This is a genomic window from Aquimarina algicola (genome assembly GCF_006443095.1).
In the GTDB taxonomy this organism is placed as follows: domain Bacteria; phylum Bacteroidota; class Bacteroidia; order Flavobacteriales; family Flavobacteriaceae; genus Aquimarina; species Aquimarina algicola.
Genome location: NZ_VFWZ01000005.1, coordinates 195,360 through 210,799, shown reverse-complemented (window position 1 = coordinate 210,799; position 15,440 = coordinate 195,360). Strand labels below are relative to the sequence as shown.

Annotated in this window: 13 protein-coding genes; 3 read left to right on the top strand and 10 right to left on the bottom strand. The window is 31.9% G+C overall.

Annotated features, from left to right (window positions below; all coding sequences use genetic code 11):
• Nucleotides 1–91: 91 nt before the first annotated feature.
• The gene (locus FHK87_RS16575; RefSeq protein ID WP_140594881.1) at nt 92–1,198 is read right to left on the bottom strand and encodes a hypothetical protein; all 1,107 of its coding nucleotides are present in this window, start codon (nt 1,196–1,198) and stop codon (nt 92–94) included.
• A 135-nt stretch (nt 1,199–1,333) separates the two neighbouring features.
• On the opposite strand from FHK87_RS16575, the gene FHK87_RS16570 reads away from it, so the two are divergent.
• The gene (locus FHK87_RS16570; protein WP_140594880.1) at nt 1,334–1,825 is read left to right on the top strand and encodes a peptide-methionine (S)-S-oxide reductase; all 492 of its coding nucleotides are present in this window, start codon (nt 1,334–1,336) and stop codon (nt 1,823–1,825) included.
• A 2-nt stretch (nt 1,826–1,827) separates the two neighbouring features.
• On the opposite strand, the gene FHK87_RS16565 is transcribed toward FHK87_RS16570, so the two are convergent.
• From FHK87_RS16565 to FHK87_RS16530, 8 genes are all read right to left on the bottom strand, one after another.
• The gene (locus tag FHK87_RS16565; protein ID WP_140594879.1) at nt 1,828–3,009 is read right to left on the bottom strand and encodes an AIR synthase related protein; all 1,182 of its coding nucleotides are present in this window, start codon (nt 3,007–3,009) and stop codon (nt 1,828–1,830) included.
• Between the two features lie 67 nt (nt 3,010–3,076).
• Nucleotides 3,077–4,570, bottom strand: a complete 1,494-nt coding sequence (locus tag FHK87_RS16560) for a carboxypeptidase regulatory-like domain-containing protein (RefSeq protein WP_140594878.1) — start codon at nt 4,568–4,570, stop codon at nt 3,077–3,079.
• Nucleotides 4,571–4,595: 25 nt separating this feature from the next.
• Nucleotides 4,596–5,978, bottom strand: a complete 1,383-nt coding sequence (locus tag FHK87_RS16555; RefSeq protein WP_140594877.1) for a CsgG/HfaB family protein — start codon at nt 5,976–5,978, stop codon at nt 4,596–4,598.
• A 7-nt stretch (nt 5,979–5,985) separates the two neighbouring features.
• Complete coding sequence (locus FHK87_RS16550) at nt 5,986–6,393, bottom strand: curli production assembly/transport component CsgF (RefSeq protein WP_140594876.1); 408 nt, start codon at nt 6,391–6,393, stop codon at nt 5,986–5,988.
• Between the two features lie 58 nt (nt 6,394–6,451).
• Nucleotides 6,452–7,180, bottom strand: a complete 729-nt coding sequence (locus FHK87_RS16545; RefSeq protein ID WP_140594875.1) for a CsgE family curli-type amyloid fiber assembly protein — start codon at nt 7,178–7,180, stop codon at nt 6,452–6,454.
• Nucleotides 7,181–7,204: 24 nt separating this feature from the next.
• Nucleotides 7,205–7,729: a hypothetical protein gene (locus FHK87_RS16540; protein WP_140594874.1), complete on the bottom strand. Its 525-nt coding sequence runs from the start codon at nt 7,727–7,729 to the stop codon at nt 7,205–7,207.
• 95 nt (nt 7,730–7,824) lie between these two features.
• Nucleotides 7,825–9,408, bottom strand: a complete 1,584-nt coding sequence (locus tag FHK87_RS16535) for a hypothetical protein (RefSeq protein WP_140594873.1) — start codon at nt 9,406–9,408, stop codon at nt 7,825–7,827.
• A 342-nt stretch (nt 9,409–9,750) separates the two neighbouring features.
• The gene (locus tag FHK87_RS16530; RefSeq protein WP_140594872.1) at nt 9,751–11,937 is read right to left on the bottom strand and encodes a glutamine synthetase III family protein; all 2,187 of its coding nucleotides are present in this window, start codon (nt 11,935–11,937) and stop codon (nt 9,751–9,753) included.
• Between the two features lie 223 nt (nt 11,938–12,160).
• Between FHK87_RS16530 and FHK87_RS16525 the strand changes: the two genes are divergently transcribed.
• Nucleotides 12,161–13,186: a glutamine synthetase beta-grasp domain-containing protein gene (locus tag FHK87_RS16525; protein ID WP_140594871.1), complete on the top strand. Its 1,026-nt coding sequence runs from the start codon at nt 12,161–12,163 to the stop codon at nt 13,184–13,186.
• A 132-nt stretch (nt 13,187–13,318) separates the two neighbouring features.
• Here FHK87_RS16525 and FHK87_RS16520 read toward each other — a convergent pair whose 3' ends face one another.
• Complete coding sequence (locus FHK87_RS16520; RefSeq protein WP_140594870.1) at nt 13,319–14,269, bottom strand: calcium/sodium antiporter; 951 nt, start codon at nt 14,267–14,269, stop codon at nt 13,319–13,321.
• Nucleotides 14,270–14,532: 263 nt separating this feature from the next.
• On the opposite strand from FHK87_RS16520, the gene FHK87_RS16515 reads away from it, so the two are divergent.
• Entirely contained in the window at nt 14,533–15,339 is an 807-nt protein-coding gene (locus FHK87_RS16515) for a hypothetical protein (RefSeq protein WP_140594869.1), read from the top strand.
• Nucleotides 15,340–15,440 lie beyond the last annotated feature (101 nt).

Here is a 15,440-nt window from a genome sequence, read left to right as displayed (position 1 = left end):
ATAAAAAGAAGTGTGTCAAAAAATAGTAATTTATACTTAATTGTTATTATTAACAATCGGTTACAAATAGTTACAAATTTTATTTTTAAGATTATTTTTGAGAGAATTCGTCTAGAAGCATCGGATCAATATCAATATTTTCAGGAATCACCCGTAAACGATATTTTCCTTGCCCCATAAATGTAAACAAGTCTTTTCGTTCTAGCTGAGAAGTATTTTGTAATTGTAAAATCGTATTGATATTATCAATGATTCTGGTTAAATAGGTCTGACTTTTTATTTCACCTCCAGAATTTACGAGTACATATTGCATTTCGCCATTTTCATATTTTCGTTTTATGGCAAACTTCAACAAGTTTTTATATTGAGTAGTTTTTGAACCAAAATCAATCGTTTGATCATAGATTTCTTTTGATGGAATTGTCATTTTAACCAATGACCAATCCAAAAATTTAATCGTCATTTCGCTTGGCTTAGGGGTTAATGCTAATTGAATCACCCAACTTGTCGCTAATACCAGAAATATCGAAATAAATGAAGTTTTTGCGATGATTTTAATCAAATGTTCATAAAGCGTGTCATCTATAAACAAAAACACATCAGGCAATTGTGATATCAACATCAATAAAAACGTTAATACAGAAATAACAGCCACCAACTTAAGCCCCCTATTCATAAAGGTCTTGTAAAAAGATACAATTAGTAGATACATCAAAAAACAAGAAAGTACTAAATCAGGTATTCCGCTTAATCGAACTCCTTCGATGACAGGATTTTCTTTAAACTTTTGAATTAAAATAAATGTTATTGCAGAAACTATAATCACTAATAACATCAATACAATGGTATTTTTCTTATTCTTATATAAAAACCTTGGTGCAAAATCAAAATAAAATAATGCCAATAACAATGCTAACGTATTCAAAACTGAAAAAAGACTATATCCGATATCATAAACAATAGTTTTTTCAAATAAAAATAGATTTGCTAAATAAATCCAGGTTCCTGAAAACACCCATACAAAAAGAGCTATACTCAAATATAATAAGCCTTTATCTATTCTTTTTTGTGAATCATCTTCTTCTAAAAACTGTCTGAAACGTTTTCTTATATTATACCAGATCGCCAATAATAATATTCCCCCTATCAAAGATATATATATGTGGGCTAAACTGTAAAACTTAATGATATCTGACATTTAATATTGAAAAATTACACGTTTCTAATGTACATATATCTTTTAAAAATAAATGCCTATTAGTTAATAAACTTAACCATCATAATGTTTTACATTAAATGTGCTATATTCTAATATTTTTATAACAAATTAAAAATGCAAAAAGATACTCTAAAAATAGGTTTTGGCGGAGGTTGCCATTGGTGTACTGAAGCTGTTTTTCAGTCTTTAAAAGGAATAACGCATGTAGAACAAGGATATATCAAAAGCACTAACGAAAATTCAACTTTTTCTGAAGCTGTAATTGTTACTTTTACACCTTACATCATTTCATTAAAAGACCTCATCACTATCCACTTACACACTCATCATAGTACATCTAATCATAGTTTTAGAAAAAAGTATCGTAGCGCTATCTATTATTTTGATACGATGAACGAAAGTAATATCAAAGTATACCTCGAAGAATTACAGCAGGATTTTGACGACAAAATAATTACTCGGATCCTACCATATAATGGCTTTTCAGCATCTAGAAAAGAACTTATCAATTATCATGAGCAGAATCCAGAAAAACCTTTTTGTAAAAAATATATAACTCCAAAACTTGAATTTCTAAAAAACAAATACTCAAAAAAGCTCAAATAATGCTACTGATATGTATATGTCCCGAACTGACTTTGTATCGTTAACTTCTTTTCTTTAGAAGTCTCTACTCTACCAACGATCTGTGCATCTACGTTAAAACTTTTGGAAATTGAAATAATCTCTTCTGCAGTTTCTTGAGATACATACAATTCCATACGATGTCCCATATTAAATACTTGATACATTTCTTTCCAGTCTGTACCAGAGTTTTCCTGTATTAATCTAAAAAGTGGGGGTACATCAAATAAATTATCTTTGATAATATGTAAGTTATCTATAAAGTGTAGGATTTTGGTTTGTGCTCCACCACTACAGTGTACCATTCCATGAATTGTTGTGCTATCGAACTTTGACAATATTTTCTTTATAATTGGAGCATAAGTACGTGTAGGCGATAGTACAAGTTTACCCGCATCTATTGGTGAGTCTAGAACCTCATCTTGCAAACCTGTTTTTCCTGAATAAACTAAGTCTGATGGTACAGAAGGATCAAAACTTTCGGGATATTTATTTGCAAGATCTTTTGCAAAAACATCATGACGCGCAGATGTAAGCCCATTACTACCCATACCACCATTATACTCTTTCTCATAAGTAGCTTGACCAAAAGAAGATAGACCAACTATTACGTCTCCTTCTTGTATATTAGCATTATCGATAACGTCTTCACGTTTCATTCGGGCAGTAACTGTAGAATCCACTATTATTGTTCTTACTAAATCTCCAACATCAGCCGTTTCGCCTCCTGTAGAATGAATTTCTACTCCATATTCACTAAGTTCTTTAATTAACTCTTCTGTACCATTAATAATTGCAGAAATCACCTCGCCGGGAATCAGGTTTTTATTTCTACCAATTGTAGAAGATAACATAATATTGTCTGTTGCCCCGACACATAAGAGATCATCAATATTCATAATTAATGCATCTTGCGCGATACCTTTCCATACAGATAAGTCTCCAGTTTCTTTCCAATACATATAGGCGAGAGAAGATTTTGTACCTGCACCATCTGCATGCATAATTAGGCAATGATCTTTGTCTCCTGTAAGATAATCGGGGACAATTTTACAGAATGCTTTTGGAAAAAGCCCTTTGTCTATATTCTTAATTGCACTATGTACATCTTCTTTGGATGCAGAAACACCACGTTGGGCGTAGCGTTTACTTACTTCTTCACTCATTGTATTAAAAATTAAAACGCAAAGATAATTGAATTTCAGAATTCAGAATTCAGATTTTAAAATTATCTTATTCCCAATCCGGCATTGAAGCATTTTCTATTAGTGTTACTCTAGCATCAAGATCATCAAGAGGCACAGTCACTATATTTTTTATAGAAATCCCATCATTTGATGTATTTACAAAAATAACACTTGCTTCATTAGGCGAAAATCGAGGATCCAGATCATTTGTCCCTAAAGGTTTATCTGTTGATATGTTTGTAAGAGAAGTTCCACTAATATTATAAATGAATAACTGCGAATCTAACTGTCGATATGTTGTAGGATCTTCTGTTCCCGATACATCTCGCGTGTATAACAATTGATTACCATCTGCAGATAGGTTGATCCCTCCTGCTGCACCGTTTTCTCCGGTAAGGATTGTATTTTGTAGTACTCCGGATTCATTAATAGTAATAATTTCTACCGAATAGCCATCAAGATCATTTGTTTTTAATGCTATAATTCCTGCATTATCGTTTTTATCAACTTCGGTAATTAAATTTCCAGATGTTCTGTAAATTTCAGTTTGACCGCTTCCATCAACATTAATAGCATATAATCTATCTTGATTTGGAAACAACAGTTGTGCTCCTCCTTCTGACCACGAAAAATCAATTTCCTCTAGATTAAAACCAGAAACACCAATTGATGATGTTACTTGCTTGATGTCTGAACCATCTTCATTCATCGTAAAAAGATGTGTTTGAGATCCAACTGACTGTAAAAAAGCTATTTTTCTTGTTGCTATGTTACGCCTTGGCCTAAAACTATTTTTTGATACCGATGTTAAAGGGATTTCTGTCTCTCCACTTTCATTTGCAGAATAAATAACACTATTACCATTTACAATCCTGGTATAGATTACTCTATTATTAGTCACATTGGTCGTTTCAAAAACAAATGTCTCACTATTTACTGGACTGTTAATTCCGTCACTAGCACTTACTTGCCAGAAGTATTTTCTACCAAAAGAAAGGTTAGATAAAGTAAAGGTCGTATCTGTAATACTCTCAAAACGTTCTACATTACTATCTTGATCATTACGTAATGTGACAGTATAGGTTAGAGTATCATCTTCGTCAGGGTCTTTTGATGTCCACAATAATTTAACTTCTATAGGGATATTTTCTGCATTGTCAACAGGCTCTATTAATGTTGGAGGTTCTGGAGATCTATTATTTGCAGTAGACACTTCCATTTCAAAAACCTTCTCCAATTCTATATCTACTAATATTGTGATAGGCTCAAACGCTGCTAATAGACCATCTTTTTGGGCTGACAAAGAATAATCTCCTACAGGGATATTCTCTAAACGATAAAATCCATCTTCATCTGTAAAAACTGTACTAGACGAAGGATTTGTAGAGATTTTTACGTTTTCTAAAGGTTCATTAGTCCCTGTTTTAACTACTCTCCCACTTACTGCCCCAAATCCTTCTTGATCAATTGTGTCTTCACTACAAGAAAAAACAAATAGAAGAGTAAAAAAAATCGTTATTATTTTGAGTATTGGTTTCATTTATTTTCTATTCTATTTTATGCTATTACTTCTTTTTCTTTTTAATAGGATTACCAAAATACCAATTGATCCCTAAAGAAAAATTAAAATATTGATCATCTCTTTTTCCTTGCTCTACAGTATCTAATTTATCACTTAATACCAAATTATGTGTAGCATTTAGGGATAATCCGATTTTATCAGAAACCAAATATTCGATACCTCCTCCATATTGAAACTTAAATAATGAGTTATCAAAATCATCATCGTTAACTACTCCTGCTCCTCCATAAAGGAAAGGAGATAATTTTTCAAATGGTAAAAAATTAAGTTCTGCATTCAGATCAAAAGCATTAAACCCTTGCGAAAATGAAATTTCGTTTGTGAGTTCAAACTTATGTAAACTTGCATTCACATTAATATAAGGATTAAAGTACCATCTACCTCCTATCTGTGCGGCGTATGTAAATTCTGGATTATTAAAATCTCCACTAATTAAAGCCGTTCCTCCTTTTACAAAAGCAGAAACTTTTGACCTTCGTTCTTTGAAATACCTATCATACAATTTAGTACTTTGAGCCTCATTTTTCTCATCATTATATGTTTTGAGCAAAGTATTTATAACATTTGTATCTGCTTTTGCCGCCCATAGTTTATCTTCTATACCTTCTATAACAAGTGACTCTACTGCTTTTTCGATTGCTTCAGAAACTGCCATTTGAGCAGGTTCATTCTTGGTAAAACCTGTTTCTGCTTCTAGTAATCTTCTAAATCTTACGTATCTAAAGAAATTAGCATCGAGTGCTTGAGATAAAATCGTTTTGGATACATAAACCGTTTTTAAAATCTTACCACTGGATGTCGAAACAGCTCTCAAATAAATAGTAATCCTATCTTGTCTATATTGTGTTGATGCTCCTATTCCAAAATACCGGGCTCCTAATCCACCAGTTATAATATTTGAATCATATGACACGATACCACCTTCAAGAATTACACCTGCGTATAGTAATGGTGGTAATTGCGGTTCGTTTGGGTTTGTTGTTTTTCTATATTCTTTGCGAGTAGATCTTATAATATTACGCTCATTCAATAAGTTACTTAGGTTTTCTCTTTCTATTGGTACAAACCATTTTGAATCTTCAAGAGCTTTTATGAGGATTGTTGTAGCCCCTTGAGTTACTGCAGTACTAAATGTATTACCGCTTTCTGTGGGTTTATATTGTCCTGTTTGATCTCTAAATTTATATACCCCTACAACAACTGGTTCTACTGGTGAAGGTAAATTTCTTAATGCTGGTGTTATTTTTGTGTCTTCACCTATCCTTGCATCTTCTTTGACAATAGGTTGATTAAAATAAGTTCCACAACTTGATAACAAAAACACACAAAGTATAATTGTAATTGCTTTATAAACTTTATAGTACATTAAAAAATTAATTAGGAATTATTACTTGAGACTGATCACCATTACTGGTATCCAAAATATTAATAACCAACCCTTCTCCCGATGGAAAAATTTCTACAAAAAGGGTCCCAAAACTAAATGTTCCTTCTCTTAATCCCTCTTCGCCAAATTGCTCACTAAAAAGGGTACGAGATATTCTATTTAATAATTGATTATTTAAATTTTCTGTAAATCGCTCTACATCAGATCTTTGATCTCTTGATTGCTCAGACTCATCTGTAAATGTGTTTTGTGCTTCTGCAGAACTTAATAACCATTGGTAATTGAATGTATCACCTCCAAATGCAGGATTTTTGGGCCTATACACCAAATCTTGTCCAAAAGATTGGTCAAATACAAAGAATATAAAGAAAAGGGTAATTAATATTGACTTCATATGTGTAAACTTGTATGCTATAATTTGTTGATGATCTTCTAAACTGTATAATCATCTTTTAATACTGAAAAATATCTTTTTTCTGTTTCTTTTGGTCCTTAAAATATTTATATACTTTACGTATTGCAATTTTCGACATTTGTTCTAAATATTCCAAATCGGGTTTGCCTAAAAACTCGTGTATTAGATTATCTTCTATTTTTACCTGTATGATTGTGCTACGCCCAAAACTTAATTTTTCATAAACAGCAACAATTTTGTTTCCATTAATTTGATTTAGCGTATATGAGTTGTAAAAAAAATCGTAAAAATCTTTTCCGGGTTTAGTTTTGGTCTCTTCTATTACTATTCCTTTAAGTTCAATACCATCATCAGCGTCTTCCTCTACAGCTTTTGTTTTTTGTTTTTCTATTATTTTTTCATTGAAAGATACTCTATCTTTTCCTACTATCTTTTCATCTTCATAGATCAAAAGTAATATTACTATTTTATATTGCTCGTTTGTATTGATTGTGGTTGTCGAAAGCTCTTTTGTTTCATTAGTCTCTAAAGTAAACCTACCTTCTTGGTTAGTAGTCGATACATTATTGTTTACATCTGTTCTAAAAACAGACATTTTGTATGTTAAGCTTTTATAGATTTCTGTCGTATTTGTTGCAGTGCCAATCATAGAAATGACATCATCTAATGGTTCTGTTTTAATCTTAGCTATTACTTCTGTATTAGTAAACTGAGCTGTTATAGTTTGGCAAAGAAGAATATTTAATATAAAAAACAGAAGTTTCATTCTTTTTTCTTTTTTTGTGGTAAACTAGAAACTTCTAATTATAATGGTTCTAGATTCGCCAGACATCTTAAATTTAAGATTATTTGAAAGTTCATTACTTCCAAATCGTTCAAAGTTCAAATTATTACCTTCTTGGGTTAGTTCTAAATTTGTAGATATTTCTGGATTAAAAGAAACGTCTAATATCGCATTATTGGTTCCTAGCTGAGTAATTGTTTTGGTAACCTCTCTGGCCGACTCATTGATAGTGACTCTATTTTCATCACCATTTTGTACAATTCTTACGTTTGAGGATTCTGCTGTTATGTTTGAAAAAACAAGATTATTATTTCCTATTTGTTGAATAAAAACAGCGTTAATACCATCATTTATCAAAGCATTACTTTGAGCGTCATTCTGATTGAAAAGATTATTGACTTGAGATAACGCAATAAATCTATCTTGATCAGTATCCAAAATCAAGCTTTCTTCTGTATTTGTATTTTGTGCATAACTAAGTGAAGAAGAAATCAGAACTAAAAGTAATAATATTTGTCTTATATCGTGCATCTCTTTTGGTTTAAAAAAATTAGAAAAGAGTCGTACTTAATAAAGATTAAGCACAACTCTAAATAGATCATTGTTTGATCAATGCTACTAAAAATCTAGTTACCTCCATTTTGGATAACTGAAGCAGCATTATTAGTTCCTGATTGAATAATGTTACTCATATTCATATTTCCTGCTTGGTTTACAAGAGTTACATTATTCATTCCTGATTGAGTATCATTTGCTATGTTTAAAACACCGTTTTGTGTGATATTGCTTACATTACCCATACCATTTTGTAATGAAACTGCAGTATTCTCATCACCAAATTGAAGTTGAGTAATTAAATTATTTTCACCACGAACACCAGTTTGTCCTTCTTGAACAGCTTCTGCAGTATTACCATTTCCTGATTGAAATTGTCTTACAGAATTCTGACCTCCGAAAAAAGCAATATTTTGAGTAGCAGAAGCAGTGTTACCATCACCTAATTGTGATTGGATTATAGAGTTATTATCTTCTTCGTGTCTAGCTGAAGCTTCGTTTTCGTTACCTACTTGAAGTTGATCAACTATACCATTTCTTGAATCAAAAAGCCCGCTCCCTTGCTGAGAATTAGCAGTATTACCATTTCCTGTTTGATTTTGATTCACTAAATTACTTGAACCAAACTGATTTGCATCTGCGATATTACCATCACCTGATTGTGTTTGTGATAGTACATTACTTAGTCCATTCTGTAAAGCTGTAGCTAAATTTTCGTTTCCTATTTGAATCTGCTCAGAATTATTCTCATCTCTATTTTGAGATACTTCGGCAGTGTTCCCATTTCCTTCTTGAAGTTGAGTAGCAAAATTGTCTCCACCAAGAGAACCTAAATTTTGAGATGCTCTTGCAATATTGGCATCACCATTTTGTCCTTGAAGAATGATATTGTTATCTTCTTCATGGTTAGCAAATGCAGTATTTTCATCACCAGTCTGTATTTGTTGTATACTTCCTCCTCTAGAATCGAATAAACTACTACCTTGTATAGAAGTAGCAGAGTTTCCTCCTCCTTGCTGATCTTGTCTTACAGAATTATTTAAGCCAAATTGCTCTGCAGTTACAATGTTTGAATCTCCTTCTTGTGATTGAGAACCAATATTATTTGTTCCTATTTGCTCTATAGAAGCCATATTAGAAGTACCTACTTGAACAAGTTCACTAACATTATCAAAACCTTGTTGGTTTGCAGATCCGTTATTACCATCACCAGATTGAGATTGCTGTGCAAGATTTCTTTCTCCTTCTTGAGTTATTGTGGCTTCATTATTATTACCTATCTGAATTTGTTGTGCTTGATTATCTGACCCTAAAAACTGAAGACTTTGTTCAATACTAGCAGAGTTTCCATCACCGTTTTGATTTTGAAGAGCCTGATTATTAATTTCTTCATGATGGATAAATGCTGTGTTTTTTCCTCCGATTTGTGTCTGCTCTGCTACTCCTCCTGAAGACGCCGCTGCATCACTACCTTGAATCACTTCTGATCTGTTTGCTAAACCTTCTTGATTTACTAATGAGGCATTAGTATCCCCTAATTGCGAAACACTAGATATATTGTCTTGCCCCGTCTGATTAACTGTACTGTTATTTGATTGTGCAACAGCTACAGTTGCACTCAATAAAGCTGTTAAGCTAAAAATTGCTATTTTCATATGTAATATAAATTAAAATGATAATGAATGAATGAATTTATTTTTCTAAAAAACATGATATAAAATAAAAGAGTTTTATAAATAAAACTTAATGCAATTATTTTTGGTTTATGTATAGAAATACGTTGAGTTTAAGGGGTACAATCAAACAATAATTTATCATTTGATTAAATCAAATTTAGGAAAATATTAAGGCTATTATTGAGATTTATTCAATTATTCGATGAAATACATGTAAAAAAGCCATAGAAAAAGGACTTTCTATGGCTTTTAAAGGGTTTGTAAGATATTGCTTTCTTGGCCTATTCTTTCAGCTAATAATACTTGTAAGTTATTTCTTACCTATCTAGTAAAAAGAAGTTCTCTATATTTTGTTAAAGGCCATAATTCATCATCAACCAAAAGTTCTAGTTTATCACAACTATATCTTATTTCATCAAACATTGGTTTAACTTTATTACAGTAGTCTGATGCTTTCTTCTCTAGATCATCTAGTTTATTAGCCTTTCTTCGTTTTTCTGTCATCTCATTAACCTTAGTATTAATTTTACCTATATGTTCTGAGATTTCTTCAATAATTTCCATCTGTTCTTTTGTATATTTTTTAAAGTCTTTCCCATACAGATCTTTTAAGCCAGCCACATTGGTTATCAGCATATTTTGATATCTTATCGCTGTTGGAATCACATGATTTCTTGCTATATCTCCAAGTACTCTTCCTTCTATCTGGATACGCATCACATACTCTTCTATTTCTATTTCATAACGAGCTTCTGCTTCAATTTTGTTCATCACCTTCATTTCCTCAAAAAGTTCCAAGTTTTTTGGAGCCACCTTTGCTTTAAGTGCTTCTGGTGTAGTTTTATTGTTGCTAAGCCCTCTCTTTTTGGCCTCTTTTTCCCATTCTTCACTATATCCATTGCCTTCAAAAAGGATATCTTTTGACTGTTTGATGTATTCTCTCAGCACATTAAATATTGCCTCATCTTTTTTCAAACCTTTTTTATCTATCAAAGCATCTACTTCTATCTTAAAATCTACGAGTTGTTTTGCTACGATTGTATTAAGGATCGTCATTGGATTAGCACAATTTGCTTTAGACCCAACAGCCCTAAATTCAAACTTATTTCCGGTAAAAGCAAAAGGAGAAGTTCTATTACGATCGGTATTATCAAGTAATATTTCCGGTATTTTTCCTACTACATTTAATTTGAGATCGGTTTTTTCTTGAGGAGACAATTTTCCGTCAGAAACTCCTTCTAATTCTTTGAGTACTGCTGTGAGTTGTTTACCTATAAAAACAGACATGATTGCAGGTGGTGCTTCGTTTGCTCCTAATCTATGATCATTACTAGCAGAAGCTATACCCGCTCGCATCAATTCTTCATTATCATTTATTGCTTTTATAGTATTAATAAAAAAGGTTAAGAATTGAAGATTACTCATTGGAGTTTTGCCCGGGCTTAGTAAATTAACCCCTGTATTTGTGCCAAGTGACCAATTATTGTGTTTTCCTGATCCATTCACTCCTGCAAATGGTTTTTCATGAAGTAAAACTCTAAGATTATGCCTAGATGCTACTTTGCTCATAATATCCATAAGTAATGAATTATGATCTACAGCCAAGTTAGTTTCTTCATAAATAGGTGCTAATTCAAACTGATTAGGGGCTACTTCATTATGCCTTGTTTTTACAGGAATCCCCAAGAGCATACATTCTGATTCAAGATCTTTCATATATTCTAAGGCACGTGTAGGAATACTTCCAAAATAATGATCATCCAATTGTTGTCCTTTGGCAGAAGAATGTCCTAAAAGTGTTCTACCTGTCATAACAATGTCTGGCCTTGAATTCGCTAAAGCATTGTCTATCAAAAAATACTCTTGTTCCCATCCCAATGAAGCATTTACCTTCTTTACATTCTTATCAAAATATTTTGCAATAGCGGTTGCAGCGTAATCAACAGCTTGTAATGCTCTTAATAACGGTGTTTTATAGTCTAACGCTTCTCCTGTATATGCCACAAAAACAGTAGGAATACATAATGTTGTACCATAAATAAATGCAGGAGACGTTGGATCCCAAGCAGTATATCCTCTTGCTTCAAAAGTGTTTCGGATTCCACCATTCGGAAAAGAAGAAGCATCCGGTTCTTGTTGTACCAATTGTCCTCCTCCAAACTTTTCAATTCCTTGTCCATTGCCAATAGTTTCAAAAAAAGCATCATGTTTTTCTGCTGTTGCTCCTGTAAGAGGCTGAAACCAATGAGTATAATGTGTTACTCCTTTTGACAATGCCCATTCTTTCATTGCTGATGCGATCTGATCAGCAATTCTACGATCGATTTTAGAACCATTTTCTATTGCATCAATAACACTGGTATAGGCATCTTTGGTAAGATATTGTAACATCGTTGTTTGATTAAACACATTTTCACCAAACAATGTAGATCTACGTTCTGTATTTGTAGCTATAATCGGTTGACGATTTAACGTCTCTTTTAGCGCTTGAAATCTTAGTGTTGACATAATTATGAGTAAATTTTATTACAAAGATAAAAGAAGTTTCTATTGTAAATTTGAAAAATATCTACTATTCATTTTAATAAAAATTAAAAATACCCCTTAAAAAAATAGGGTGTTAACAAAAATATATTCAAAAATTATTTTAAAACCCCTATTTTTTTTGGTTATATAAAAAGATAAATTAATTTTGAGCTCTTTTAAAAGTCCAATTTATAAAGTGTTAATTATGAGTAAAGCTAAATTAGAATATATCTGGTTAGACGGTTACAAACCAACTGCTAATCTTAGAAGTAAAACAAAAATCGAGGAGGATTTTAGTGGAAAGCTTGAGGACTGCCCTATGTGGTCTTTTGATGGTAGTTCTACAAAACAAGCAGAAGGCGGATCTTCTGATTGTTTATTAAAGCCTGTTGCTATCTACCCTGATCCAACTCGAAAAAATGGTTATTTGGTAATGACAGAAGTTTTAAATGCTGATGGAACACCTCATGAATCTAATGCCAGAGCTACAATTGATGATGATGATAATGATTTTTGGTTTGGTTTTGAACAAGAATACTTCATTATGGACAGCGCTACTCAATTACCTTTAGGCTTTCCGGTAGGAGGTTATCCTGGACCACAGGGTCTATATTATTGTTCTGTTGGAGGTAGAAATACTCACGGTAGAACTTTTGTAGAAGAACATGCTGATTTATGTATCGATGCAGGTCTTAATTTTGAAGGTATCAATCAAGAAGTTGCAAGTGGACAGTGGGAGTTTCAATTATTTGCAAAAGGAGCGAAAAAAGCCGGTGATGAAATTTGGATAGCTAGATACTTACTAGATCGTCTTACAGAAAAATATGGATATTACATAGAATATCATCCAAAACCAATCAAAGGAGACTGGAACGGATCAGGAATGCATGCTAACTTTTCTAATTCTGTCTTGAGAACTTGCGGATCAAAAGAAGTTTATGAAACGATATGTGAAGCTTTCAGGCCTGTGACAAAAGAACATATCGAAGTATACGGTGAGTTTAACGATCAAAGACTTACAGGAGAACACGAAACACAGTCTATTAACGAATTCTCTTATGGAGTATCAGATAGAGGTGCATCTATAAGAATTCCTATTATTACAGTTGAAAAAGGATGGAAAGGTTGGTTAGAAGACCGTCGTCCAGCTTCAAATGGAGATCCTTATAAAATTGCAGCAAGAATTATTAAAACTGTAAAAACAGCCGATGTTGAGGCACTTTTAGCATAAAATCAAAAATCAATATACCAAACTTAAGTTGGTTAAACGCAAAAAAACCTTTGAGAAATTTCTCAAAGGTTTTTTTATAACTTATTTTCTATACTGAATGTTTCTGATACTTTTAAATGCTTTTTCTCAAAATTATTTTAAGAAAATTAAGGCTATAAAAATACAATATGCTCCAAAAATAAATAATCCTTTGACACGACTTAAAATCATTTTTTTAGGAATAAAAGCTAATGGCAATAACACAACTGCAAAAGCCAGCATCCAATAAATATTCACTTCCATTAGAGTTTCATCTTTTACTGTAATTGGTTGAATCATAGAAGTTATCCCTAAAACAGATGCGATGTTAAAGATATTTGATCCTATAAGATTCCCTAAAGAAATAGCTTTTTCTTGTTTTAGTGCAGCAATAATCGATGCGGCAAGTTCAGGAACACTTGTTCCGATAGCAATAAGCGTTACCGCAATGACCCCTTCGCTAACCCCCATTCGTAAGGCAATATCCTCTGCCCCATTAACCAATAATTCAGATCCAAAATATAAAGATAAACCACCAATAATTAGCCACATTACGATCTTAAAATTAGATGTTTTTTGTAAAGAGTCATCGACTTCTTTTGATGTGTCTCCATCTTTATGCGACCTTCTAATTAATATGATAAGGTATAACGATAATGCTAAAAAAAGAATCAGACCTTCTACTCGATTTAATATCCCATCATTTTTTAACATCAAATACAACGTAAAAGACAACACTACCATTACCGGCCAATTAAATTTATAAAAATCTTTATCGATCAACAAAGGGCTAATAATAGCTGTCATACCTAACACCAACCCTATATTGGCGATATTAGACCCTACTACATTTCCTAAAGATATATCCGACAAGCCATTCAAGGCTGCTTGTATACTAACCAATAACTCTGGTGCTGAAGTAGCAAAAGAAACCACAGTTAAACCGATTACCATTCGAGATAACTTAAGTTTAAAAGATAAAGCAACAGAAGACCTAACCAAAAACTCCCCTCCTATTACTAGAAGTATAAACCCAATAACAACGTATAGTATACTATAAAACATAAACAAATATTTGTTCGCGAATATACTACTATATCAATACTTTTTTAATAATAAAAATCATATTAAATAAGAAGATTTAGAAAGCAAATCGTAACGAGTAAATATGTTTTAAAAACTCGTTAATCATACTCAAAAACTTATATCTACAAAATATCATGTACTAAAACAAGGCTAACTTGATTAACAACCATACAATTTTGCAACATTATACAATCAATTCAGTAATTAGAATTAAATTATTATTATCAAAACTTAATTACAATATGAAAAGGTGGATTATTTTAGGGATTTGTATACTTAACGTATATTTTTCATCAGCATATACTAATATTTCTTATAAGTTTTTGAATAATCGAATTCAATCAAACGAAATAAAAGCGGTTATAAATAAAAACACAACGGAAAAAGAATTAGAAGATCTTAAATCTTTTTTTGCAGAAAATGACATTGAGCTCATTATTAGAAAAATAAATTACAATGATAAAAATGAAATTACGGGATTAAGTATTATTCTTAAACAAGGTAATTCTAAAAGTCAGTATTCTTCGCACTCAAGTCAACCTATCGCAGAAGTAGAATTGGGTTCAAAAGGAGGAAATCTTTACATCAAAAATAAAGGCACTTCGGATATCTCAGCATTAGGAAATATTGCTGCATTCAGTGCTTCTAATTTTAGTTTAGATAGCATTATGAAACAGCATAATTTTATCTTTGATTTTAATGAAGAAAATGATTCGTTGTCAGTAGCAGGTAGTTTTGATATTCAAAAATTAAAAGATCAGATTATGAAGTCTTTTTCTTTTGATGAAAATGAGGATAGTAACTTCTTCTTTAATGGGCAACCAATAGGTTCTCAAAATCTCAAAAACCAAAAATATAATTTTGTCGACAATCCTGATATTGAAAAACTAATCATTATCGATGGTAAAGAAGCTGATTTTAAAACTTTAGATAATTATGCAAAATCCGACAAACTTGTAGATGTCGATTTTTTAAAACCATCAACAGCTGTTAGCATTTATGGGGAAAAGGCAAAAGATGGCGCCATAATTGCTACTACAAGAAAATAAATTAGATAAGATACAAATCCAATAACTATCAGCCCGATACCCAATTGGGCTGATTTTGTATAGAAATTTAGTATAATAAAGATGTTAAGCAGCTAAATATC

Coding starts and splice junctions, on each gene's coding strand:
- FHK87_RS16575 (WP_140594881.1), bottom strand. CDS start 1,198: ATGTCAGATATCATTAAGTTTTACAGTTTAGCCCACATATATATATCT.
- FHK87_RS16570 (WP_140594880.1), top strand. CDS start 1,334: ATGCAAAAAGATACTCTAAAAATAGGTTTTGGCGGAGGTTGCCATTGG.
- FHK87_RS16565 (WP_140594879.1), bottom strand. CDS start 3,009: ATGAGTGAAGAAGTAAGTAAACGCTACGCCCAACGTGGTGTTTCTGCA.
- FHK87_RS16560 (WP_140594878.1), bottom strand. CDS start 4,570: ATGAAACCAATACTCAAAATAATAACGATTTTTTTTACTCTTCTATTT.
- FHK87_RS16555 (WP_140594877.1), bottom strand. CDS start 5,978: ATGTACTATAAAGTTTATAAAGCAATTACAATTATACTTTGTGTGTTT.
- FHK87_RS16550 (WP_140594876.1), bottom strand. CDS start 6,393: ATGAAGTCAATATTAATTACCCTTTTCTTTATATTCTTTGTATTTGAC.
- FHK87_RS16545 (WP_140594875.1), bottom strand. CDS start 7,180: ATGAAACTTCTGTTTTTTATATTAAATATTCTTCTTTGCCAAACTATA.
- FHK87_RS16540 (WP_140594874.1), bottom strand. CDS start 7,729: ATGCACGATATAAGACAAATATTATTACTTTTAGTTCTGATTTCTTCT.
- FHK87_RS16535 (WP_140594873.1), bottom strand. CDS start 9,408: ATGAAAATAGCAATTTTTAGCTTAACAGCTTTATTGAGTGCAACTGTA.
- FHK87_RS16530 (WP_140594872.1), bottom strand. CDS start 11,937: ATGTCAACACTAAGATTTCAAGCGCTAAAAGAGACGTTAAATCGTCAA.
- FHK87_RS16525 (WP_140594871.1), top strand. CDS start 12,161: ATGAGTAAAGCTAAATTAGAATATATCTGGTTAGACGGTTACAAACCA.
- FHK87_RS16520 (WP_140594870.1), bottom strand. CDS start 14,269: ATGTTTTATAGTATACTATACGTTGTTATTGGGTTTATACTTCTAGTA.
- FHK87_RS16515 (WP_140594869.1), top strand. CDS start 14,533: ATGAAAAGGTGGATTATTTTAGGGATTTGTATACTTAACGTATATTTT.